At 72.9% G+C, this 23,511-nt stretch carries 17 protein-coding genes; 13 read left to right on the top strand and 4 right to left on the bottom strand.

What is annotated here, in order from left to right:
- Positions 1–7: 7 nt before the first annotated feature.
- Both ACFZCD_RS21250 and ACFZCD_RS21245 read left to right on the top strand, forming a co-directional pair.
- The gene (locus tag ACFZCD_RS21250) at positions 8–2,458 is read left to right on the top strand and encodes a phosphoketolase (RefSeq protein WP_391833036.1); all 2,451 of its coding nucleotides are present in this window, start codon (positions 8–10) and stop codon (positions 2,456–2,458) included.
- Positions 2,459–2,686: 228 nt separating this feature from the next.
- Positions 2,687–3,889, top strand: a complete 1,203-nt coding sequence (locus tag ACFZCD_RS21245; protein ID WP_391833034.1) for a globin domain-containing protein — start codon at positions 2,687–2,689, stop codon at positions 3,887–3,889.
- Positions 3,890–3,904: 15 nt separating this feature from the next.
- Here ACFZCD_RS21245 and ACFZCD_RS21240 read toward each other — a convergent pair whose 3' ends face one another.
- Positions 3,905–4,324, bottom strand: coding sequence for a DUF6920 family protein (locus ACFZCD_RS21240; RefSeq protein ID WP_391833146.1), 420 nt, complete (start codon positions 4,322–4,324; stop codon positions 3,905–3,907).
- 470 nt (positions 4,325–4,794) lie between these two features.
- On the opposite strand from ACFZCD_RS21240, the gene pflB reads away from it, so the two are divergent.
- The gene (gene pflB / locus ACFZCD_RS21235) at positions 4,795–7,068 is read left to right on the top strand and encodes a formate C-acetyltransferase (RefSeq protein WP_391833032.1); all 2,274 of its coding nucleotides are present in this window, start codon (positions 4,795–4,797) and stop codon (positions 7,066–7,068) included.
- Entirely contained in the window at positions 7,065–7,841 is a 777-nt protein-coding gene (gene pflA, locus ACFZCD_RS21230) for a pyruvate formate-lyase-activating protein (RefSeq protein ID WP_391833031.1), read from the top strand. Before pflB ends, pflA begins: the two co-directional genes overlap by 4 nt.
- A 34-nt stretch (positions 7,842–7,875) precedes the next feature.
- On the opposite strand, the gene ACFZCD_RS21225 is transcribed toward pflA, so the two are convergent.
- Positions 7,876–8,511, bottom strand: coding sequence for a CBS domain-containing protein (locus ACFZCD_RS21225; protein ID WP_391833029.1), 636 nt, complete (start codon positions 8,509–8,511; stop codon positions 7,876–7,878).
- Positions 8,512–8,880: 369 nt separating this feature from the next.
- Here ACFZCD_RS21225 and adhE point away from each other — a divergent pair, with 369 nt between their 5' ends.
- The 6 genes from adhE to ACFZCD_RS21195 all read left to right on the top strand — a co-directional run bounded on the left by adhE (position 8,881) and on the right by ACFZCD_RS21195 (position 17,649).
- Positions 8,881–11,541 (top strand): bifunctional acetaldehyde-CoA/alcohol dehydrogenase, encoded by a 2,661-nt coding sequence (gene adhE / locus ACFZCD_RS21220; RefSeq protein WP_391833027.1) that lies wholly within the window; start codon positions 8,881–8,883, stop codon positions 11,539–11,541.
- Between the two features lie 374 nt (positions 11,542–11,915).
- On the top strand, positions 11,916–13,139 hold the full coding sequence (locus ACFZCD_RS21215) for an arginine deiminase (protein WP_391833025.1): 1,224 nt from the start codon (positions 11,916–11,918) through the stop codon (positions 13,137–13,139).
- A 57-nt stretch (positions 13,140–13,196) separates the two neighbouring features.
- On the top strand, positions 13,197–14,198 hold the full coding sequence (argF, locus tag ACFZCD_RS21210; protein WP_391833023.1) for an ornithine carbamoyltransferase: 1,002 nt from the start codon (positions 13,197–13,199) through the stop codon (positions 14,196–14,198).
- Positions 14,199–14,237: 39 nt separating this feature from the next.
- Entirely contained in the window at positions 14,238–15,191 is a 954-nt protein-coding gene (locus ACFZCD_RS21205) for a carbamate kinase (RefSeq protein ID WP_391833021.1), read from the top strand.
- Positions 15,188–16,717 (top strand): YfcC family protein, encoded by a 1,530-nt coding sequence (locus tag ACFZCD_RS21200; RefSeq protein ID WP_391833019.1) that lies wholly within the window; start codon positions 15,188–15,190, stop codon positions 16,715–16,717. The genes ACFZCD_RS21205 and ACFZCD_RS21200 overlap by 4 nt, the downstream gene beginning before the upstream one ends.
- Before the next feature lie 215 nt (positions 16,718–16,932).
- Positions 16,933–17,649, top strand: coding sequence for a response regulator (locus tag ACFZCD_RS21195; RefSeq protein WP_391833017.1), 717 nt, complete (start codon positions 16,933–16,935; stop codon positions 17,647–17,649).
- On the opposite strand, the gene ACFZCD_RS21190 is transcribed toward ACFZCD_RS21195, so the two are convergent.
- Together ACFZCD_RS21190 and ACFZCD_RS21185 are read right to left on the bottom strand one after the other, a co-directional pair.
- Entirely contained in the window at positions 17,646–19,355 is a 1,710-nt protein-coding gene (locus tag ACFZCD_RS21190; RefSeq protein WP_391833144.1) for a GAF domain-containing protein, read from the bottom strand. The genes ACFZCD_RS21195 and ACFZCD_RS21190 overlap by 4 nt on opposite strands.
- 156 nt (positions 19,356–19,511) lie before the next feature.
- On the bottom strand, positions 19,512–19,916 hold the full coding sequence (locus ACFZCD_RS21185; RefSeq protein ID WP_391833142.1) for a pyridoxamine 5'-phosphate oxidase family protein: 405 nt from the start codon (positions 19,914–19,916) through the stop codon (positions 19,512–19,514).
- A 486-nt stretch (positions 19,917–20,402) separates the two neighbouring features.
- Here ACFZCD_RS21185 and gndA point away from each other — a divergent pair, with 486 nt between their 5' ends.
- From gndA to ACFZCD_RS21170, 3 genes are all read left to right on the top strand, one after another.
- Entirely contained in the window at positions 20,403–21,863 is a 1,461-nt protein-coding gene (gene gndA, locus ACFZCD_RS21180; RefSeq protein ID WP_391833015.1) for an NADP-dependent phosphogluconate dehydrogenase, read from the top strand.
- Positions 21,864–22,050: 187 nt separating this feature from the next.
- Positions 22,051–22,539 carry a DUF6643 family protein gene (locus ACFZCD_RS21175; protein ID WP_391833013.1) on the top strand — a complete coding sequence of 163 codons (489 nt, stop codon included), beginning with the start codon at positions 22,051–22,053 and terminating at the stop codon, positions 22,537–22,539.
- Positions 22,540–22,623: 84 nt separating this feature from the next.
- Complete coding sequence (locus ACFZCD_RS21170; protein ID WP_391833011.1) at positions 22,624–23,460, top strand: MOSC domain-containing protein; 837 nt, start codon at positions 22,624–22,626, stop codon at positions 23,458–23,460.
- Positions 23,461–23,511: the final 51 nt, after the last annotated feature.

Raw genomic sequence — 23,511 nt, 5'->3', positions numbered from 1 at the left:
GACGGTCATGCAGAACCGTACGACGGCGGCACCGGTCACCGACCCCGCCCCTCTCGTCCCTCCTGCCCCTCTCACCGGACACCCCGATCTCACCGGCCTCACCGGCCTCACCGACAAGGAGCTCCACGCGCTCCACGCGCACTGGCGTGCCGCGAACTACCTGGCCGTCGGGCAGATCTACCTGACGGCCAACCCGCTGCTCACGGAGCCCTTGCGCCCCGAGCACGTCAAGCCGCGCCTCCTGGGCCACTGGGGCACCTCCCCGGGCCTGAACCTCGTCCACACCCACCTCAACCGCGTCATCCGGGCCCGCGACCTCAACGCCCTGTGCATCTGGGGCCCCGGGCACGGCGGCCCCGCGGTCCTGGCGAACTCGTGGCTGGAAGGCACGTACTCCGCCACCTACCCCGACGTCAGCCGTGACGCGGCGGGCATGGAACGGCTCTTCCGCCAGTTCTCCTTCCCCGGCGGCGTGCCCAGCCACGTCGCCCCCGAGACCCCCGGCTCGATCCACGAGGGCGGAGAGCTCGGCTACTCACTCTCCCACGCCTACGGAGCGGCCTTCGACAACCCGGACCTCGTCGTCGCCTGCGTCATCGGTGACGGCGAGGCCGAGACCGGCCCGCTGGCCGCGTCCTGGCACTCCAACAAGTTCCTCGACCCCGTCCACGACGGCGCCGTCCTGCCGATCCTCCACCTCAACGGCTACAAGATCGCCAATCCGGCCGTCCTCGCCCGCCTCCCCGAGCCCGAACTCGACGAGCTCCTGCGCGGCTACGGCCACGAGCCCCTGCACGTCACCGGGGACGAGCCGATGGCCGTCCACCGGGCCATGGCCGCCGCCATGGACACCGCCCTCGACCGGATCGCCCTGCTCCAGCGCACCGCCCGCCAGGAGGGCGTCGCCGAACGGGCCCGGTGGCCGGTGATCGTGCTGCGCACGCCCAAGGGCTGGACCGGTCCCGCCGAAGTCGACGGCCTCCCGGTCGAGGGCACCTGGCGGGCCCATCAAGTCCCCCTGGCCGCTGTCCGCGACGACCCCGGACACCTGCGGCAGCTGGAAGCGTGGCTGCGCTCGTACCGCCCGGAGGAGCTCTTCGACGAGCACGGCCGTCCCCGGCCCGAGGTGCTGGTCTGCGTGCCGGACGGCGACCGGCGCCTCGGCGCCACACCGCACGCCAACGGCGGTCTCCTGCTGCGCGAGCTCCCCCTCCCGCCCCTGGAACGCCACGCCGTGGCCGTCGGCAAGCCCGGCGCCACCCTGCACGAGCCCACCCGGGTGCTGGGCGATCTCCTTGAGGACGTCATGGAAGCCACCGGCGCACGCCGCGACTTCCGCCTGGTCGGCCCCGACGAGACCGCCTCCAACCGGCTCCAGGCCGTCTACGGCGCCAGCGGCAAGGCGTGGCAGGCGGCGACCGTCCCCACCGACGAACACCTGGACCGGCACGGCCGGGTGATGGAGATCCTCTCCGAACACACCTGCCAGGGCTGGCTGGAGGGCTACCTGCTCACCGGCCGGCACGGGCTGTTCTCCTGCTACGAGGCCTTCGTCCACATCGTCGACTCGATGGTCAACCAGCACATCAAGTGGCTGCGCGTGACCCGCCGGCTGCCCTGGCGCCGCCCCATCGCCTCCCTCAACTACCTGCTCACCTCGCACGTCTGGCGCCAGGACCACAACGGCTTCTCCCACCAGGACCCCGGCTTCATCGACCACGTCCTCAGCAAGAGCCCCGAAGCCGTACGGGTCTACCTCCCGCCGGACACCAACACCCTGCTGTGCACGGCCGACCACGTGCTGCGCAGCCGCGACTACGTCAACGTCATCGTCGCCGGCAAACAACCCTGCTTCGACTGGCTGGGCCCGGACGAGGCCCGCGCCCACTGCGCCCGCGGCGCCGGCGTCTGGGACTGGGCCGGGACCGAGGACGGGAACCGCGCCCCGGACGTCGTCCTCGCCTGCGCCGGCGACGTCCCCACCCTGGAGGTGCTGGCAGCCGCCCAGCTCCTCCGCCACCATCTGCCGGAACTGTCGGTGCGCGTCGTCAACGTCGTCGATCCGGCCCGGCTGCTGCCCGCCGAAGAGCACCCGCACGGCATGCCCGACACCGAGTACGACGCCCTCTTCACCCCCGACAAGCCGGTCGTCTTCGCGTACCACGGCTACCCGTGGCTCATCCACCGCCTCGCCTACCGGCGCACCGGCCACGCGAACCTGCACGTCCGCGGCTACAAGGAGATCGGGACGACGACCACGCCCTTCGACATGGTCGTCCGCAACGACCTCGACCGCTACCGCCTCGTCATGGACGTCATCGACCGCGTCCCCGGGCTGGGCGTCCGCGCGGCGTCCGTACGGCAGGCGATGGCCGACGCCCGCACCCGCCACGACGCCTGGATCCGCGCGCACGGCACCGACATGCCCGAGGTCGCCGACTGGACCTGGGCGGGCTGACGGCCCGCCGTCCCGCGGGACGGCGGTACGACGGCGGCAGGGGCCGGACAGCCCCGGGGCCGGGACCGGTGGTCCCGGCCCGCGCGGCATCCTCCGGGACCCTCCGGCCCCGGAAGGAGGCCTTCGGCCCCGCGCGCCGCGGCAGCGCACTCCCGCAGGCTTTGCGTCATCGCGTGGGCCGCTTCCACGGCTCCCGGGCCACCCGGCCACAGTTCCTTAGGAGTACTCATGCTTTCCCCCGAGTCGGCCGCGGTGATCCGCGCCACGCTCCCCACCGTGGGCGGCGCCCTGGACGAGATCACCACCCGCTTCTACGCGACCATGTTCGCCGAACACCCCGAGCTGCTCGACGGCATGTTCAACCGCGGCAACCAGGCCGGCGGGCAGCAGCGCCGGGCGCTGGCCGGTTCGATCGCCGCGTTCGCGGGAGCGCTGCTCGCCGACCCCCGCACGCGCCCGGACGTCCTGCTCGGCCGCATCGCCCACAAGCACGCGGCGGTCGGCGTCACCGACGATCAGTACACGATCGTGCACAAGTACCTGTTCGCCGCCATCGCCGACGTGCTCGGAGACGCCGTGACGCCCGAGGTGGGGGCGGCCTGGGACGAGGTGTACTGGCTCATGGCCGGCGCCCTGATCGCCCAGGAGGCCAGGCTCTACCTGGAGGCCCAGGTGCGGCCGGACCACCCCTGGCGCCGGTGGACCGTGGCCGAGCGGCGCGACGAGACCCCCGAGGCGGCGTCCTTCCTGCTGCGCCCGGCGGACGGCGGGCCGGCGCCGCGGGCCCGGGCCGGGCAGTACGTGAGCGTGCGCGTGCGCATGCCGGACGGAGTTCACCAGCTGCGCCAGTACAGCATCTCCTCCGCACCCGGCGACGAGACGCGCCGGATCACCGTCAAGCGGGTCCGAGGCGAGGGCCGTCCCGACGGCGAGGTGTCCAACCTCCTGCTGGACTCGGTACGGACGGGCGACGAACTCACCCTCTCGGCGCCCTTCGGCGATGTCGTGCTCGACGGGAGCGACCGGCCGCTGCTGCTGGTGTCGGCGGGGATCGGCTGCACGCCCATGGTCGGCATGCTCGAACACCTCGCGGCCACCGGCTCCACCCGCCCCGTGACCGTCCTGCACGCCGACCGCTCCCCCGCCGGCCACGCCCTGCGCACCGACACCCACCGGCTGGTGGACGCCCTGCCGGCGGCCCGCTCCCTGTTCTGGTACGAGCACCCCGGTGCGGAGGAACCGGCGGCCCTGACCGGCCTCATGAGCCTCGGCGCCGTCGATGTGCCGAAGGAAGCGAGCGTCTACCTGTGCGGGCCCCTGCCGTTCATGCGAACGGTGCGCGCCGAGTTGCTGCGAGCGGGTGTGGCGGCGCGCGACATCAGGTACGAGGTCTTCGGCCCGGACCTGTGGCTGGCCGACGCCACGGGGTGAGCCCCCCGCACGGCCTCAGCGGTACGCGGCCGCGTCGACGGTGAAGCGGATGAACTCCCCTTCGGGCCACCGATCGGTGCCGATCCACCAGCCGGCGCGGACCGTACGCGGCAGCGTGAAGTCACCGAAGCGGGCCTCCCCTTCGAAGACCGCGCCGAACGGGTGCTCCCCGTAGCCGCGTCCGCCGGGGTCACCCCACCGGAGCAGGGAGACCGACTCCGGGCTGCCCGAGGGTGACACGCGGACCGTCACGGCGAACTCCTCCGGGCCGACGCGGATGTGCGCCACCGCCTGCCGGTCGTCACCGGCCGGCTCCCAGCGGACCGCGGGCCCCGCGGCCACCGCGGGTACGAGGGGGAACTCGCAGGCCACACGGCCGGCCGCGCTGCGGGTGATGTCGGGACCGGAACCCGACACGACGGGCACGGCGTGCAGCAGCCGGCAGGCCGTCGGTCAGGTGCGGCGCGAACCGGGCCGGGGCGGCGGTCGGGGCGGCGAGTGCGGCCCACTCCCGGCGTACCCGCCGGGGCGGCGCGATGTGTCCGGTCATCCCCACCTCCATCGGTCCGGTCCCGTGCACGGGGCCACGACGCCGACACTGGCCGTCTTCCGCGGCCCGCGCCAGGGCCGAACGGCACCGGAGGCGCGACCGGCGGCCGCCGCGGCCGCGAAGGCCGAAAGTCCCCGCCACGCCGGGACCAGCGGCCCGCGCGGCAGCGGGCACGGGGGCCGGTCGGTCGGGCTCCGGGTACCCCAGGGCCCTGTCCCGTCACCACCGGCGGCGACGAGCATCGGGGCAGCGGGACACCCCCGAACCGGCTCCCCGCACCGGCTCCCGGAACCGCCCCCGGAACCGGCCCGCACAGCCGGCCCGCGAGCGGCGTCGTGAACGATCGGAGACAGAGATGACCATGGTGACCGAGTCCGCGGCCGGCGCCGGCGGCGATGCCCCCGCCGGCGCATGGCACGCCTTCGCCGGGCATCGCTGGCGGGAGCGGATCGACGTGAGGGACTTCATCCTCTCCAACCTCACCCCGTACGAGGGGGGCGCCTCGTTCCTGGCGGGCCCGACCGAGCGGACCCGCGCCGTGTGGAGCACCGTCACCGCGCTGTTCCCGGAGGAACGGCGCAAGGGAATCCTCGGCGTCGACACCGCGACGCCCTCCTCCATCACCTCGCACCGCCCCGGTTACATCGACCGCGACCGCGAACTGATCGTCGGCCTCCAGACCGACGCCCCCCTCAAGCGCGCGATCATGCCCAACGGCGGCCTGCGCATGGTGGAGAACGCACTGCGCGCCTACGGCTACGAGCCCGACCCGTTCGTCACCAAGGTCTTCGGCACCTACCGCAAGACCCACAACGACGGCGTCTTCGACGCCTACACGCCGGAGATGCGCCGGGCCCGCAAGGCCGGCATCATCACCGGGCTCCCGGACGCCTACGGGCGCGGCCGGATCATCGGCGACTACCGCCGGGTGGCGCTGTACGGGGTGGACCGGCTGATCGAGGCCAAGCGGGCCGAGCGGGCGCGGCTGGACGGCGTGCCCTCCGGCGAGGCGGTGATCCGCGACCGCGAGGAACTCGCCGAGCAGCTGCGGGCGCTGGAGGAGCTCACGCGCATGGCGGCCGGCTACGGCTGCGACGTCTCCCGCCCCGCCGCCACCGCCCACGAGGCCGTGCAGTGGCTGTACCTGGGGTACCTGGCGGCGGTCAAGGAACAGAACGGCGCCGCCATGTCCCTGGGCCGCACGTCGACGTTCCTCGACGTGTACCTGGAGCGCGACCTGGCCGAGGGGCGCATCGACGAGACGCGCGCGCAGGAACTCGTCGACGACTTCGTGATCAAGCTGCGGATCGTGCGCTTCCTGCGCACCCCCGAGTACGACGAGCTGTTCTCCGGCGACCCGACCTGGGTGACGGAGTCCATCGGGGGCATCGCCGCCGACGGCCGGCCGATGGTCACCCGCACCTCCTTCCGCTTCCTGCGCACCCTGTACAACCTCGGCCCCGCTCCCGAGCCGAACCTGACCGTCCTCTGGTCGCCGGCGCTGCCCAAAGGGTTCAAGCGTTACTGCGCCCGGGTCTCCATCGACACCAGCTCCATCCAGTACGAGTCCGACGACCTCGTGCGGCCGCGCACCGGCGACGACACGGCCATCGCCTGCTGCGTGTCGGCGATGACGGTGGGCCGGCAGATGCAGTTCTTCGGCGCCCGGGTCAACCTCGCCAAGGCGCTGCTGTACGCGGTCAACGGCGGCCGGGACGAGGTGACCGGCGAGCAGATCGCTCCCGCCGCGTCCCCGCTGACCGGCGAGTACCTGGACCACGAGGAGCTGCGCACGGCCTACGACCGGATGCTGGACTGGCTCGCGGGGACATACGTCGACGCGCTCAACGTCATCCACTACATGCACGACAAGTACGCCTACGAGCGGCTGGAGATGGCCCTGCACGACCACCCCGTACGGCGCACCATGGCCTGCGGCATCGCCGGGCTGTCGGTGGCGGCCGACAGCCTCTCCGCGGTGAAGCACGCGCGCGTGAAGGTGATCCGCGACGCCACGGGCCTGGCGGTCGACTACGAGGTGGAAGGGGACTACCCGTCCTACGGCAACAACGACGACCGGGCGGACTCCATCGCCTCCGGCCTCGTCACCTCGTTCATGGCGAAGATCCGCCGGCACCCCGCCTACCGCGGGGCCGAGCACACCCAGTCGGTGCTCACCATCACCTCCAACGTGGTGTACGGCAAGCACACCGGCAACACCCCCGACGGACGCCGCGCGGGAGCTCCCTTCGCGCCCGGCGCCAACCCCATGAACGGCCGGGACCGCCACGGCATGGCCGCCTCCGCCCTCTCGGTCGCCAAGCTGCCCTACGACCAGGCGCTCGACGGGATCTCCCTGACGTCCACCATCACCCCGGAGGGGCTCGGCCGTAACCGCGAGGACCGGGTGACCAACCTGGTCGGCCTGCTGGACGGCTACACGGCGTCCGGCGGCTTCCACATGAACGTCAACGTCCTCGACCGGGCCGTCCTCGAAGACGCCATGGAACACCCCGAGAAGTACCCGGACCTGACCATCCGCGTCTCCGGTTACGCGGTGAACTTCGTCCGGCTCACCGAGGAGCAGCAGCGCGACGTGATCGGCCGCACCTTCCACGGAGCGGCGTGAACGGCACGGGCCGGACGCGGTGCCCGGGCCGGGCGGACTCCGCCCGGCCCGCCGGGCGGATCCACTCCTGGGACCTGTCGACGGGTGTCGACGGGCCCGGGACCCGCTTCGTGCTGTTCACCAGCGGCTGTCCCCTGCGCTGCCTGTACTGCCAGAACCCCGACACGTGGCACATGCGTGACGGCCGGGCCGTCACCGTGGACGAGGTCATGGCCCGGATCGAGTCGTGCCGGCCGTTCCTGACGGCCTCCGGCGGCGGGGTGACGGTCAGCGGCGGCGAGCCGCTGCTGCAGCCGGCGTTCACCGGCGAGGTGCTGCGCAGGTGCAAGGAGCTCGGCCTGCACACGGCCCTGGACACCTCGGGCAACCTCGGTGCGCGTGCCGGCGACGCCCTGCTGGGCTCCACCGACCTGGTGCTGCTCGACATCAAGTCCTTCGACGGCCGCGTCTACCGCAGGCTGACCGGCGGCGCGCCGGCCCCCACGCTCCGCTTCGCCCGCCGCCTCGACGCGCTGGGCACACGGGTGTGGGTGCGCTACGTCCTCGTGCCCGGCTGGACGGACGCGGAGGCGGACGTGGACGGGCTGGCGGCCTTCGTCGCGGGGCTGGCCTGTGTGGACCGCGTGGACGTCCTGCCGTTCCACAAGCTCGGCGCGGGCAAGTACGAGGCCCTGGGCCTGCCCTTCCCCTTGCGGAACACCCGCACGCCGGACGCCGCGCTCGTGCGGCGGGTACGGCAGCAGTTCCGGGCGCACGGCCTGCGCGCGGACTGACCGCACGCCGGACCGCTCGGCCCGCCGGCCCGCGTCAGGCGGGTGGTTCCGGGCCGGTGGCCTTCCCTTCGTGGCCGGTGCGCAGACGGCTGACCACGCCCGTGACGCCGTCCACCCGCCACGCCTGCCGCACCGCCCCGGGGATGTCGGCGGTGGCCGGCACCTGGCCGTCCAGCACGACGACCCCGTCGCGGACCTCGACGCGCACGGTCCCTCCGCTCCCCCGTACCGTCCGGGACAGCACCCGGCCCTCGACGTCCGCGCGGATCGCGGCGTCGGTCCGCAGGAACAGGCGCAGCAGGTCTCCGCGGGTGACGATGCCGATGAGCCGGTCCTCTTCGTCCACGACGGGCAGCCGGTTGACGCGGTGCCGGTCCATGATGCGGGCGGCGTCGACCGCGCGCTGTTCGGGGTGCACGGTGATCGCGGGGCTGGTCATCAGCTCCGCCGCCGTGCCCCAGCCCTCCCCGGCCTCCTCCCGGGTCTTCGCCCGGAACTCCAGGAGGTCCTTCTCCGAGACCACTCCCACGACCTTGTCGTCCCGGTCGAGCACCGGCACGCCGCTGACACCGCGCCGGCGCAGCAACCGTACGAGGCCCTCGAAGGATGTCCCGGGGCGTGCGCGCGCCACACGGGATGTCATGAGCTCGCCGACGGTCAGCGTCTGCATGGGGATGTCCTCCTCTCTTGCCGGTCCCTTCAGGACGTGTCCGCGAGCCGCCGCGGAAGGTTCCCGAGCCGCCGCGGAACGTTCACGAGCCGCGGAACCGGACGGCGTTGATCCCTTCCAGCCTGCCCCGCCGGCCGCTTCCGCACAGGGGCCGACCGGTCCCGCAGCAGGCCCCTTCCCGGGAGGGGGCCGACCGGCCCGCCGGGCTCGCCGGACCGCGGACCACCGGGCCCTTGCCGGGGACGTTCGGGCCCTCGGTGCGGTGCGGGCCGTGGGCAAGGCTGGAGGTGCGAGCGGCGCCCGTGCGAGTGCCGCCCGGTAAGGCCGCCGGCAGCCCGGCCGCGCACTGACCACGACGGAGTCCTTTCCATGAACCGACACGACGCCGCACCCCGGACCGCCACCGCCGACGCGCCCTCCGACACCGCCGTAGCGGTGGACCGGCTGGTCACGAACGGGCTGAAGGCGCTCGACGACTACGCGTCCCTGACCCAGGAGCAGGTCGACCACATCGTCGCCAAGGCATCGGTGGCCGCACTCGACCGGCACACCCACCTGGCGCGGCTGGCGGTGGACGAGACCGGCCGGGGCGTCTTCGAGGACAAGGCGGCGAAGAACATGTTCGCCTGCGAGCACGTGACGGACAGCATGTCCCGGATGCGGACGGTCGGAGTGATCTCCCGCGACGACACCGACGGCATGGTCCAGATCGCCGAACCCGTGGGCGTCGTCTGCGCGATCACCCCGGTCACCAATCCCACGTCCACCACCGTCTTCAAGGCGCTGCTGGCGCTCAAGACCCGTAACCCGGTGGTCTTCGCCTTCCACCCCGCCGCCCAGCACTGCAGCGCCGAGGCGGCGCGCATCGTCCGCGACGCGGCCGTCGCGGCGGGCGCCCCGGGGGCCTGCGTCCAGTGGACCGAGACGCCGTCGCTGGAGGCGACCCGGCTGCTGATGCACCACGAGGGGGTTGCGCTGATCCTCGCCACGGGAGGGAACAGCATGGTCAAGGCCGCCTACTCGGCGGGCAAGCCGGCCATCGGCGTCGGCGCCGGGAACGTCCCCGCCTACGTCCACCACAGCGCCGACGTCCGGCGGGCGGTCAACGACCTGGTGCTGTCGAAGTCCTTCGACAACGGCATGATCTGCGCATCGGAACAGGCCGTGATCCTGGACGCCGCGATCTACGACCGGGCGGTGGAGGAGTTCCGCCGGCTGCACGCCCACCTGGCGACCGCGGAGGAGAAGCGGCTGCTGGAGGAGTTCCTGTTCCCCGCCGGCCCGTCCGCCGGCGGCGAGCCGAGGGTGAACCCCTCGGTCGTGGGCCGGAGTCCCGCGTGGATCGCCGAGCAGGCGGGCTTCACCGTACCGGCGGAGACGTCCGTCATCCTCGTCGAGGCCGGGCACGTGGGCACCGACGAGCCGCTGACCCGGGAGAAGCTGTGCCCGGTCCTGGCCGTGCTGAGGGCCGGCACCCGGGCCGAGGGCTTCGGCCTCGCGGCCGCCATGGTCGCCTTCCACGGCCAGGGGCACAGCTCGGTCGTCCACACCGGCGATCCGGCGGTCGCCGAGGAGTTCGGGCACCGGATGCGGACCGTGCGGGTCATCGTCAACGCGCCCGCGTCGCAAGGGGCCATCGGCGGCATCTACAACTCCCTGGTGCCGTCGCTGACGCTGGGCTGCGGCTCCTGGGGGCACACCTCGGTCTCCGACAACGTCTCGGCCGTCAACCTGCTGAACGTCAAGCGCGTCAGCTCGCGCCGGAACAACCTGCAGTGGTTCAAGGTCCCGCCGAAGATCTACTTCGAACCGGAGGCGATCCGCTACCTGGCGTCGATGGCGGGCGTCCGGCGGGTCACCGTGGTGACCGACGCGACCATGACCCGGCTGGGCTACGTCGACCGCGTCACCCGGGTCCTGCGGCACCGGCCCGAGCCCGTGACCGTCCAGATCATCGACAACGTGGAGCCGGAGCCGAGCATCGACTCGGTGCGCCACGGCGCCCGGCTGATGCGGGAGTTCCGGCCCGACACCATCATCGCGCTGGGCGGCGGCTCCCCGATGGACGCCGCCAAGGTGATGTGGCTGCTCTACGAGCAGCCCGATGTCGACTTCTCCGACATGCGGCAGAAGTTCTCCGACATCCGCAAGCGCGCCTTCCGCTTCCCCGAGCTCGGTGAACGGGCCCGGCTGGTGTGCATCCCGACGACCTCCGGCACCGGAGCGGAGGTCACCCCGTTCGCCGTGATCTCCGACCCGGCGACGGGCCGCAAGTACCCGCTGGCGGACTACGCGCTGACGCCCAGCGTGGCCATCGTCGACCCGCTGCTCACGAAGGACCTGCCGCCGGCCCTGGCCGCGGACAGCGGGTTCGACGCGCTGACGCACGCGACCGAGGCGTACGTCTCGGTCTACGCGAGCGACTTCACCGACGGCCTCGCCCTGCACGCCATCAAGCTGGTCTTCGAGAACCTGGAGGCGGCCGTCACGGACCGGGCCGCGCAGCCCGTGGCCCGGGAGAAGGTGCACAACGCGAGCACGATCGCCGGCATGGCCTTCGGCAACGCCTTCCTCGGCATCGTCCACGCCATGGCCCACACCCTCGGCGCGACGTTCCGCATCGCCCACGGCCGGACCAACGCGGTCCTGCTGCCGCACGTCATCCGCTACAACGGCACCGTGCCCGGCAAGCTCACCGGCTGGCCCAAGTACGAGAGCTACCGGGCCCCCGAGCGCTTCCAGGAGATCGCCCGCTCCCTGGGCCTGCCGGCCGGCACCCCCGAGGAGGGCGTCGCCTCGTACGCCGCGGCCGTCGAGCGCCTGCGCGAGGCGGTGGGCATCGAGCCGTCCTTCGAGGCGCTGGGCATCGACGAGGACGTCTTCCTCGGCGCCCTCCCCCGGCAGGCGCTCAACGCCTACGAGGACCAGTGCGCCCCCGCCAACCCGCGCATGCCGATGCTCGACGACATGCAGGACATCATGCGCAGCGCCTACTACGCGCGCAACGCGACTCCGGCGGGCGGCCGCTGACCGCAGCGGTACAGCGAGGGGCGTTGCCCTTCACCACCGAGCGACTTGGCGGTGGTGAAGGGCGACGCCCCTTTCCGCGCTCCTCCGGCGCGAGGCGGGACCGGGTCCTCTCCGGCCGACCGGGTCCTCTCCGGCCGTGCGCTGCGGGCACGGGCAGGGCCGTTGGTCCCGGGTCGCCCGGCAGGCAGGGGGCCTGTTCAAGCAGGGACCACTGGGCCTCTGTTGAGGCCCAGTGGCGGCCGGGAACGGTGGTGCCGGCGTGACACGGTGGAGTTGTTCGACCGGAGGCCCGGAACACCGGCCACCGGTTCCCGGAGAGCGGCCGCCGCCCGGCCCGTGGCCCGCCATTCGCCGCTCCCGTCCCTGGAGAAGTCATGAACTTCCATGTTGATTCCGAAGCCGGCCGGCTGCGGCAGGTCATCCTCCACCGCCCGGACCTGGAGCTGAAGCGCCTCACCCCCACGAACAAGGACGAGCTGCTCTTCGACGACGTGCTGTGGGTCAAGCGCGCCCGCGAGGAGCACGACGCCTTCGCCGACGCCCTGCGGGACCGCGGGGTGACCGTGCACTACCTGACGGACCTGCTCACCGAGGCCCTGGCCCGGCCGGCCGCCCGCGCCCTGGTGCACGACCGGGTCTTCGACGAGCGGGAGTTCGGCCCCCTGGCCACCGACCGCATGCGGGACGCCTTCGACGCGATGGACCCGGCCGGGCTCGCCCGGAGCCTCATCGGCGGTGTGACCAAGCGCGAGCTGATGAGCCGCCTCGGCGCCGTCTCCAGCGTCCGCCTGCACGCCATGGCCCCCGACGACTTCGTCCTGGCCCCGCTGCCCAACCACCTCTTCACCCGCGACACCTCCTGCTGGGTGTACGACGGGGTGAGCGTCAACCCGATGAGCAAGCGGGCCCGCCGGCGCGAGACCGTCCACTTCGAGGCGGTCTACCAGCACCACCCGCTCTTCGAGAAGCAGGAGTTCCAGCGGTGGTCCGGCGACCGGGCCGGCCACCCGTCCACCATCGAGGGCGGCGACGTCCTGGTCATCGGCAACGGCGCGGTCCTCGTGGGCATGAGCGAGCGCACCACCCCGCAGGCCGTCGAGCAGCTGGCGCTGCGGATGTTCGCCGCCGGTTCCGCCCGCCGGGTGGTGGCCCTGGAGATGCCCAAGAAGCGCAGCTTCATGCACCTCGACACCGTGATGACCATGGTCAGCGGCGACGCCTTCACCCAGTACGCCGGCCTGGGCATGCTCCCCTCGGTCACCATCGAGCCGGGCGGGGACGGCGAGAAGCTCCGCATCACCGACCACGCCCCGCAGGAGATGCACCACGCGATCGCCGACGCCCTGGGCCTGTCCTCGATCCACGTCCTCACCGCGACCCAGGACGTCCACTCCGCCGAGCGGGAGCAGTGGGACGACGGCTGCAACGTCCTGGCCGTCGAGCCGGGCGTCGTCGTCGCCTACGAGCGCAACGTCACCACCAACACCCACCTGCGCCGCAGCGGCATCGAGGTCATCACCATCCGCGGCAGCGAGCTCGGCCGCGGCCGCGGCGGCCCGCGCTGCATGAGCTGCCCCGTCGAACGCGACGCCGTCTGACCCGCCTGCCCTGTCCGACCCGTCCGACCCGCCCCCACCCCGAAGGAGAAACCGGCCATGGCTCTCAACCTCCGCCACCGCAGCTTCCTCAAGGAACTCGACTACTCCCCCGCGGAGTTCCGCTTCCTTCTCGACCTCTCCGCCCGGCTGAAGGCCGCCCGCTACGCGGGCACCGAACAGCAGCGCCTGCGCGGGAAGAACATCGCCCTCATCTTCGAGAAGACCTCCACCCGCACCCGCTGTGCCTTCGAGGCGGCCGCCCACCAGCAGGGCGCCCACGTCACCTACCTGGAGCCGTCGGGCTCCCAGATCGGCCACAAGGAATCCATCAAGGACACCGCCCGCGTCCTCGGCCGCTTCTACGACGGCATCGAGTACCGCGGCAGCAGCCAGAGCGCCGTCGAGGAACTCTCCGACTACGCGGGCGTGCCGGTGTGGAACGGCCTGACCGACGATTGGCACCCCACCCAGTCCCTCGCCGACGTGCTGACCATGTGGGAGAACACCGACAAGCCCCTGCACGAGATCTCCTTCGCCTACCTCGGCGACGCCCGCAACAACGTCGGCAACTCCCTGCTGATCACCGGCGCGATGCTCGGCATGGACGTGCGCATGACCGGCCCGAAGAGCCTGCGCAACGCGCCCGGCGTGGTCAAGGAGGCGCTGCGCATCGCGGAGTCCACCGGCGCCCGGATCACCCTCACCGAGGACGTGGCGGAGGGTGTGGCCGGCGTGGACTTCCTCTACACCGACGTGTGGGTCTCCATGGGCGAGCCCAAGGAGGTATGGGACGAGCGCATCGGGCTCCTCAAGCCCTACCAGGTGACCATGGACATGGTCAGGGCGACGGGCAACCCGCGGGTGAAGTTCCTGCACTGCCTGCCCGCCTTCCACGACGACGGGACCACGGTGGGCGCCGGCATCCTGGCCCGCACCGGGATGACGGCCCTGGAGGTCACCGACGAGGTCTTCGAGTCCTCGCACTCCGTCGTCTTCGACCAGGCCGAGAACCGCCTGCACACCATCAAGGCCGTCCTCGTCGCCACTCTCGGCGACTGACGCCCCCCGCCCCCACCCATCGCTCCCTCAGGAGAAGTCATGCGCGTCGTCGTCGCGCTCGGCGGGAACGCCCTGCTGCGCAGGGGAGACCGGCCGGACGCAGCCGTGCAGCTCGCCAACGTCAGGGCGGCCGTGGCCGCCCTGGCCCCCCTCGCCCACCGCCACGAGCTGGTGATCACCCACGGGAACGGACCTCAGGTCGGCCTGCTCGCCCTGCAGAGTGCCGCGGACCGGAGCCTCACCTCCCCGTACCCCTTCGACGTCCTGGGGGCCGAGACCCAGGGCATGATCGGCTACTGGCTGCTGCAGTCGCTGCAGAACGCCCTTCCCGACCGGCAGGTGTGCGCCCTGCTCAACCAGACTCTCGTCTCCGGCGCCGACCCGGCGTTCGCGCATCCCACCAAGTTCGTGGGGCCGGTGTACGGCAAGGAGGTGGCCGAGCGGCTGGCGGCCGAGCGCGGCTGGACCGTACGGCAGGACGGCGACCACTGGCGCCGGGTCGTACCGTCGCCGGCCCCGCAGCGCGTCATCGAGACCCGGCTCATCCGGCTGCTGCTGTCCTCCGGCGCGGTCGCCGTGTGCGCCGGAGGCGGCGGCGTCCCGGTCGTCCGTGACGAGGCCGGGCAGCTCACCGGGGTCGAGGCCGTGGTGGACAAGGACCTCACCGCGGCCCTGCTCGCCGAGGCCCTCGACGCCGACGCGCTGCTCCTGCTCACCGACGTACCGCAGGTGATGCGCGGCTGGGGCACCCCGGAGGCCGAGCCCATCGGGCACACCACGCCCGGGCAGTTGCGTGCCGGGGACTTCCCGGCGGGGTCCATGAGCCCGAAGGTGGAGGCGGTGTGCCGGTTCGTCGAGCTCACCGGCGGCATGGCCGCCATCGGGTCGCTCGCCGACGCGCAGGCCATCCTGGAGGGCACCGCCGGAACGGTGGTCACCCCCGGCGGGCGCCCGCTCGAACCGGTCGCCGGGGAAGCGCTGGTGCGGTCATGAGCACCGGCACCGCACCGCGCACCGCCCCGGAGCCGCAGGACGTCCCGGAGCAGGACGACGGTTCCCGCAGAAGGAAGCTGCGCTTCCCGTCCGCCTTCACCGTGCTCGTGGCCGTCACCGTCATCGTCTGGGGCCTGACGTTCGTCGTGCCGGCCGGGCGCTACGACACCAAGGACGGCGCCCCGGTTCCGGACACCTACCACGCGGTCCGCCTCACCACGGGGTTCGCGGGCCGGCTCAAGGACCTCTTCCTCTCCCCGGTGAACGGTCTGTACGGCGTCACGAACGCGGACTCCGGACTGACCGCGCCCGGCGGTGACGGGGCGTTCTTCGGAGCGGCGGGAGTGTTCCTGTTCGTCCTGGCCGTCGGCGCCTTCATCACCGTCACCTTGCGGACCGGCGCCCTCACCCGCGGGGTCGCCCGGCTGGCCGAGCGGCTGCGCGGGCACCGGACCCTGCTGCTGGTCGTCCTGATGGCGCTGTTCTCCCTGGGCGGGACCACCTACGGCATGGCCGAGGAGACGCTCGGCTTCTACGGCCTGATGGTCCCGCTCGTGCTGAAGCTCGGCTACGACCGGATGACCGGCGCCGCCGTGATCATGGTGGGGGCCGGGGTGGGCACCCTCGCCTCCACGGTGAACCCGTTCGCCACCGGCGTGGCGTCCGACAGCGCCGGCATCGGCACCGGCGACGGCATCGTCCTCCGGCTGCTGATGTGGGTGGTGCTGACCGGGCTCGCCGCCCGGTACCTCGTGCGGTACGCCGACCGCGTCCGGAAGGACCCCGGCCGCTCGCTGGTGGAGGGACTGCCGGAGGACAAGGAGCTGCGCCGGCAGGAGGCCGCGGCCGAGCCGCTGACCGTCCGGCAGCGGATCGTGCTGGGACTGTTCGCGGCGACCTTCCTCTTCATGATCTTCGCGGTGATCCCCTGGGCCGGCATCGGCGTCGGCTTCCTGCCCACACTGGGCTGGTACTTCCCCGAGCTGGCAGCGCTGTTCATCGTGGCGGCCGTGGCGGTCGGGCTCTTCGCCGGGCTGGGCGAGAAGGGCACGGCGGAGGCCGTGGTGGCCGGCGCCGGGGACTTCATCGGGGCAGCGATGATCATCATGCTGGCCCGCGGCGTCACCGTCATCATGAACAACGCCAGCATCACGGACACCATCCTCCATGGGCTGCACAACGTCGTCTCGGGCACGTCGTCCGGGTTCTTCGCGGTGCTGATGTTCCTGGTCAACCTGCCGCTGGCGTTCCTCGTCCCCTCGTCCTCGGGCCACGCGGCCCTGGCCATGCCCGTCCTCGCCCCGCTCGCCGACTTCGCCGGGGTGAGCCGGGCCGTGGTGGTCACCGCCTACCAATCGGCGTCGGGGTGGATCAACCTGATCACCCCCACGTCGGCGGTCGTGATGGGCGGCCTGGCCCTGGCGAAGGTCCGCTACGACCGGTACCTGCGGTTCATGGCCCCGCTCATGGGCATGCTGCTCGTTGCGGTCACCGGCTTCATGGTGCTCGGCGCGGCTCTCGGCTGAGGGCCCGCGCGGCGCAGACCGGGCCCGGCTCCGGCCGGGCCCGACCGGCATGCGGCAGCCGTTCGCGTTGGCGGGCCGAAGTACCGGGATGGGGCCTGTACGCGGGTTCATGGGGCCGTTAGGCCCTGGCTGAACGGGCCCGTTCCGGGGCACGCTGCACGACAGGACCCGTCGGGGGTGACCTGACGGGACGAGCGTGATGGAGAGTGCTGGGAATGCCGGACAGTGCCACGGAGCAGCCGAGGACGACCAGGATCTTCCTGCTCGACGACCACGAGGTGGTGCGGCGCGGGGTCCACGACATGCTCGACGCCGAACCCGGCCTGACGGTCGTCGGTGAGGCGGGCACCGCGGCACAGGCCCTGGCCCGGGTCCCGGCGCTGCGCCCGGACGTGGCGGTGCTGGACGTACGGCTGCCCGACGGCGACGGCGTGGCGGTCTGCCGGGAGCTGCGCTCGCGCATGCCCGGGCTCGCCTGTCTGATGCTGACCTCCTTCGACGACGAGGAGGCCCTGCTCGACGCCATCATGGCCGGCGCGGCCGGTTACGTCCTCAAGCAGATCAGCGGCACCGACCTGGTGACGGCGGTCCGCACGGTGGCGTCCGGGCAGTCGATGCTCGACCCCGGCGCCGCGACCCGGCTGATGGCCCGGCTGCGCGGCGAGGAGACGGGCAAGCAGCAGCCGCAGGCCCTGGCGGGCCTCACCGACCGCGAACGCGAGATCCTCGCCCTCATCGGCGAGGGCCTGACGAACCGCCAGATCGGCCAGAAGCTGTACCTGGCGGAGAAGACCGTCAAGAACCACATCTCGCGGCTGCTGGCCAAGCTGGGCGTCGAGCGGCGCGTACAGGCCGCCGTGATCGCCACCGAGGCGCTGGCCGCCGAGCACCAGCAGCCTCCGCGCCCCGGGCACGGGCACCAGGGCGGCTAGGAACAACCGAGGGGCGCCGTCCACACCAGGCGGCTGCCGCCCTCGGCAGGAGACTCGATCTCCAGGCCGCCGCCGACGGCCTCGGCCCGTTCGGCGAGGTTGCGCAGCCCGCTGCGGCGCCCGCCTCCGGGGATGCCGACGCCGTTGTCGGCCACGGTCAGCAGCACCCGGTCGGCCGTGGCCTGCAAGCCCACCTCCACGCGCGTGGCGCGGGCGTGCCGGGCGACGTTGCTCAGGGCCTCGACGAGCACGGCGACGACATGGTCGGCCACGTGCGAGGGCACATCGGTGTCCAGCAGGCCCTCCATGCTCAGGCGCGGCGGGAAGCCGAGGTGAGCGGCAGCCTCGCCCACCGCGCGCGCCGCGCGGGCGCGCAGCAGCGGGCTGGGCTCGGAGTCCCTGGCCCGCAGCCCGAAGATGGTCGAGCGGATGATTTTGATGGTGTCGTCCAGATCGCCCACGGCCCGTGTGACGCGCTCCGCGGCTCCGGAGTGGTCGATGAGCCGGGCGGCGCTCTGCAAGGTCATGCCCGTGGCGAAGAGCCGCTGGATGGCCAGGTCGTGCAGGTCGCGGGCGATGCGGTCGCGGTCCTCCAGCAGCGCCAGTTGCTCGGCGTCGCGCCGCCGGTCGGCCAGCTCCAGCGCGAGAGCCGCCTGTCCGGCGAAGACCTCCAGCGGCCGGATCTCGTCGTCGGTGAACGCCGGCCGGCCGGCGGGACGGGCCAGCAGCAGCACGCCGCGCACGGCCCCGGCCGCCGTGCCCAGCGGCACCGCGACCGCCGGCCCCAGGCCCTCGAAGCGGCGCGGGCCGGCGGCGTACCGCGGGTCGGCCGCCAGATCGGCGGTGACCGCCGGGGCCCGCGAGCCGTAGGCCTGCCCCGAGAGCGTGCCCGCCACCGGGACAACGAGCCCGGCGCGCACCTCGGTCGCCCTCCCGATCGCCAGCTCGACCTGGAGTTCCGTGCCGGACTCGGCCTGGCGTTCCGTGCCGGGGACGGGCACGCAGATGTCCGCCACCACCGCCCCGGTGATCTCCCGGGCCCGGACGGCGATCAGCTCCAGCACGTCCTGGCGCGCCGTGCCCGACAGCAGGCTGCTGGTGATCTCCCCGGCGACCTGCAGCCACTGGTGCTGCCTCCGGGACGCCTCGTACAGGCGGGCGTTGTCGATGGCCACGCCGGCGGCGACGGACAGCGTGGTGAGGACCGCCTCGTCCTCGGCGTCGAATTCCGCTCCGCCGCGCTTGTCGGTCATGTAGAGGTTGCCGAAGACCTCCTCGCGCACCCGGATCGGCACGCCCAGGAAGGTGTGCATCGGCGGATGATGGGCGGGAAAGCCGTAGGAGGCCTGATGCGTCCCGAGGTCCTTCAGGCGCAGCGGCTCGGGCTTGCGGATCAGTTCACCGAGAATGCCGTGGCCGGAAGGGAAGGGACCGATCGTCTCGATCTCCTCCTGCGAGAGGCCCACGGTCAGGAACTGCGACAGCGTGCGGCCGTCCGGACCGATCACGCCCAGCGCCGCGTACTGCGCGTCCACCAGCACGGCCGCCGCCTCGACGATGCTCCGCAGGACCTGGGTGAGATCGAGCTCCCGCCCCACGGAGAGCACCGCCTCCAGCAGGCTGTGCACCCGGTCGCGGGTGCCGCGCGCGTCGTCGATCCGCGCCTGGAGCTCGTCCAGCAGCTCGTCCAGGCGCAGCCGCGGCATGCGCGACCGCTTCTCGTCCCCGTCCACCGGCACCCTCCTTGCGCTTCACGGGGCCGGGAGGCCCTGCGAGGACTCACGGTAACCGCCCTCTGCGACGCGCCGGGAACGGGTGCGCGAAGCCGCGGGACCGGCCGGGCCCCGCGGCGCCAAGGACCGTTACTCGTCGCAGGGGACGAGACGGACGGCGGTGATCTCCTCCGGGTGGATGCGTACGGTGCAGTCCATGGTCCCGTCCACCCAGGGGCGCAGCGCGGCCCGGTAGCGGGTGAGGTCCCCGGGGTCGGCGACCGCGCGGGCGTAGCCGGTGACCACCACGCTCCAGCCCAGGTGCGTCACGGGATCGATGGCGTCCGCCTCGTACGCCACGACGACGCCGAGGTCCGCCGCCTCCCGGGTGCGGGAGACCAGGGCCGCGCCCTCGTGGGTGCGGATGACGATGTCCCCGCCGTCCACGATGTGGTTGACCGGCCGGATGGCAGGCAGCGCGTGCCGGGTGAAGACGACCCTGCCGAGGGAGACGCTGCCGAGGAGCCGCAGCGCCTCGAAGCGGTCCAGGCCGATGGCACGGCGCGGCCCGGCGGGGTCCGGATCCCGGTCCTGGTCCTGGCCCTGGTCCGCCCGGCCCGGACGGCGGACGGCGGAGAGCCGCCGGCCGGTATCGCTGTTCACGCGGAGCCTCCGATCTCGTGTCCGCACTGCCTTGTCCGCACTGCCTTGTCCGCACTGCCTCTGTCCGCATGCCTCACCCGACAGTAAACGGGCGGCATTCGTGTCCCCCTAGGGCCGATCGGCCCCTGTCGCAGGGGCGCGGCGCCCCGGCCCACCGGCCGGCGTCCCCACGCGCGAAGTAACGGGACCCCCATGCGCGAAGAAGGTGACAGACCCGGAGCCGCCCCGGCACCCTCCCGGCCACCCGCGCGTGCCCGTGTCACGATGACCGTGCGACGCCCGGCTGCCGGAGGGACGACCGAGGGAAGATCGTGGAGGGCGTCCGGCGTTGACACCCCGCACAAGCCTTTCGACGCACGTGACAGGAGTGGAACCGCCATGCCCAGCACCCCCGCCCCCACGGCCACCGCACAGATCGGCGTCACCGGACTGGCCGTCATGGGCAGTAACCTCGCCCGGAACTTCGCCCGCCACGGGCACACCGTCGCCGTCCACAACCGCACCTACGCCAAGACCGAGGCCCTCGTCGCCGAGCACGGCCACGAGGGGAGCTTCGTCCCGGCCGAGTCCGCCGAGGACTTCGTCGCCGCCCTGCAGAAGCCGCGCCGCATCGTCGTCATGGTCAAGGCCGGTGATCCCACCGACGCCGTCATCGAAGAGTTCGCCGCCCTCCTCGAACCCGGCGACGTCATCATCGACGGCGGCAACGCCCACTTCGCCGACACCCGCCGCCGCGAGAAGGCGCTCCGCGAGCGCGGCATCCACTTCGTCGGTGCCGGCATCTCCGGCGGCGAGGAAGGCGCGCTCAACGGGCCCAGCATCATGCCCGGCGGATCGGCCGAGTCCTACAAGTCCCTCGGCCCGCTGCTCGAATCCATCGCCGCCAAGGCGAAGGACGGCACGCCCTGCTGCACGCACATCGGCCCCGACGGCGCCGGACACTTCGTCAAGATGGTGCACAACGGCATCGAGTACGCCGACATGCAGCTCATCGCCGAGGCCTACGACCTGCTGCGCAACGTCGCGGGCTACGCGCCGCAGCGGATCGCGGAGACGTTCCGCACCTGGAACACCGGCCGGCTGGACTCGTATCTGATCGAGATCACCGCCGAGGTCCTGGCCCACACCGATGCCGCCACCGGCCGCCCGTTCGTGGACGTCGTGGCCGACGAGGCGGAGCAGAAGGGCACCGGCCGGTGGACCGTGCAGACCGCGCTCGACCTCGGGATCCCCGTCTCCGGCATCGCCGAGGCCGTCTTCGCCCGGTCGGTTTCCGGCCACCGGGAGCTGCGCGGGGCCGCGCGCGAACTCCCGGGCCCCGCGCGGGAGCCGCTCTCCCCCGCCGAGGCGGAGGAGTTCGCGGCGCTGGTCGAGGAGGCGCTCTACGCGTCGAAGGTCGTCTCGTACGCCCAGGGCTGGAACATGATCAGTGCTGCGAGCGCCGAGTACGGATGGGACATCGACCTCGGGGCGGTCGCCTCCATCTGGCGCGGCGGCTGCATCATCCGGGCCGCGTTCCTCGACCGCATCCGCGCGGCGTTCGCCGCCGATCCGCAACTGCCCACGCTGCTCGCCGACAAGGGGTTCGCCGCGGAGACCGGGAAGGCGCAGGACGCCTGGCGCTCGGTCGTCGCCACCGCGGTGGGCCGGGGCGTGCCGGCACCGGGGTTCTCGGCCGCGCTCGCGTACTACGACGCCCTGCGCGCGGAGCGGCTGCCGGCCGCCCTGACGCAGGGGCAGCGCGACTTCTTCGGCGCGCACACCTACCGGCGCACCGACCACGAGGGCTCGTTCCACACGCTGTGGGGCGGCGACCGCAGCGAGGTGCAGACCGCCTGACCCCGTCCGTGCACACCCGCGGGCGCCGCGCACCCCGGCGTGCGCCCCGATACCCCCGGATGGCTGTACGTAGGGATGTGTCCGATCTTGCCCGTTCTGCCCTGACCTGCGTCTTTGCAGGTCAGCGAAGGGTTTATGGCGACCGTGGCATAGACCGCGCCAGGGGCGTGGGCTTAACTTATGCGCTATGACCTCCCCCCGCAGCACCTACGGCGGCGGCTACTACGCCTCGTCGTCGTTCCCGGACACCCCGATTTACGACAGCCTCGTCGCCGAGCGGGGCACCCCGCAGATCGCCCCGATCCGCGTGTCGTCGCCGTACGACAGCGGCAGCCACCTGCCGGCGCTTCCCGCGCTGCCCTCCGGCCCCTCGGCCGCCCAGGCACCCCAGGCCCCGCAGGCCCCGTACGGCGCCCAGGGCGGCGCCCCGTACGGCTATCCCGCGCCCGGCCCCCAGCAGCCCGCGGGGCTGCAGCAGGCGGCTGCCCCGTACATCCCGCAGCAGACGCCGCCGCGCGCCTACCCGGGCCCGCAGCAGTACCAGCAGCAGCGCCCGGCGGCGGCGCCGGCCGCTCCGTCCGGTTATGACGCCATGCGTCCGGTCGCGCCCCGCCCGGCTGCGGCCCAGTACGAGGACCCGTACAACCGTCAATACCCGAATCAGGGGGGTTACTGACCATCTGTCCGATGTGCTGGGGGTCCCGCTACGGCGGGCAGGGGTATTCGTTCAACCGCCCGACCCGGGTGGCAGGATGACCACATGTCCACGCCGCCTGTACTGACCGCACTGCACTTCTATCCCGTCAAGTCGCTGGCCGGCTGCGCCGCCCCGGAGGCGGCCGTGGAGCCGTGGGGGATCGCCGGGGACCGGCGGTGGATGCTGGCCGGCGCCGACGGGATGATGATCACCCAACGGCAGCAGCCGAGGCTCGCCTTGGCCTCGGCGCACCCGCTCCCGGGCGGCGGCGTCCGGCTCGCCGCGCCCGGGGCGGATCCGCTCGACGTCGCCGTGCCCGCCCTCGCGGAAGCGGGCGGCACAGTCACGGTGCAGGTGTTCCGGGACAAGATCGAGGCGGTCCCCGCGGGCGCCGCCGCCGACGCGTGGATCAGCGCCTACCTGGGAATCCCGGCCCGCCTCCTCCACATGGACGAGCCCGCGAGCCGCCGCCCGATCGATCCCCGGTACTCCCTCCCCGGTGAGACCGTGAGCTTCGCCGACGGCTATCCGCTGCTCGTGACCACCCTCGCCTCCCTCGACGCCCTCAACGCGCTCATCGCCGAGGGCGACCTCCCCTCCGAGGGCCCGCTCCCCATGAACCGCTTCCGCCCCAATGTCGTGGTCGGCGGCACCGAGCCGTGGGCCGAGGACGGCTGGCAGCGCCTGCGGATCGGCGAGGTGACGTTCCGGGCGGTCAAGGACTGCGCCCGATGCGTGGTCACCACCACCGACCAGAGCACCGCCGAGCGCGGCAAGGAGCCGCTGCGCACGCTCGCCCGGCACCACCGCATCGGCGGCAAGGCCGTGTTCGGCCGGAACCTCATCCCCGAACACACCGGGACCGTGCGCGTGGGCGACCCCGTCGAGATCCTCGGCTGAACGACCGCCGCTCCTGCCGCCTCCGCGCCTCTCCCCTTCTACAGCTTTTGC

The sequence above is a fragment of the Streptomyces sp. NPDC008001 genome (genome assembly GCF_042958085.1).
In the GTDB taxonomy this organism is placed as follows: domain Bacteria; phylum Actinomycetota; class Actinomycetes; order Streptomycetales; family Streptomycetaceae; genus Streptomyces.
This window is presented reverse-complemented; position numbering and strand designations above follow the sequence as displayed.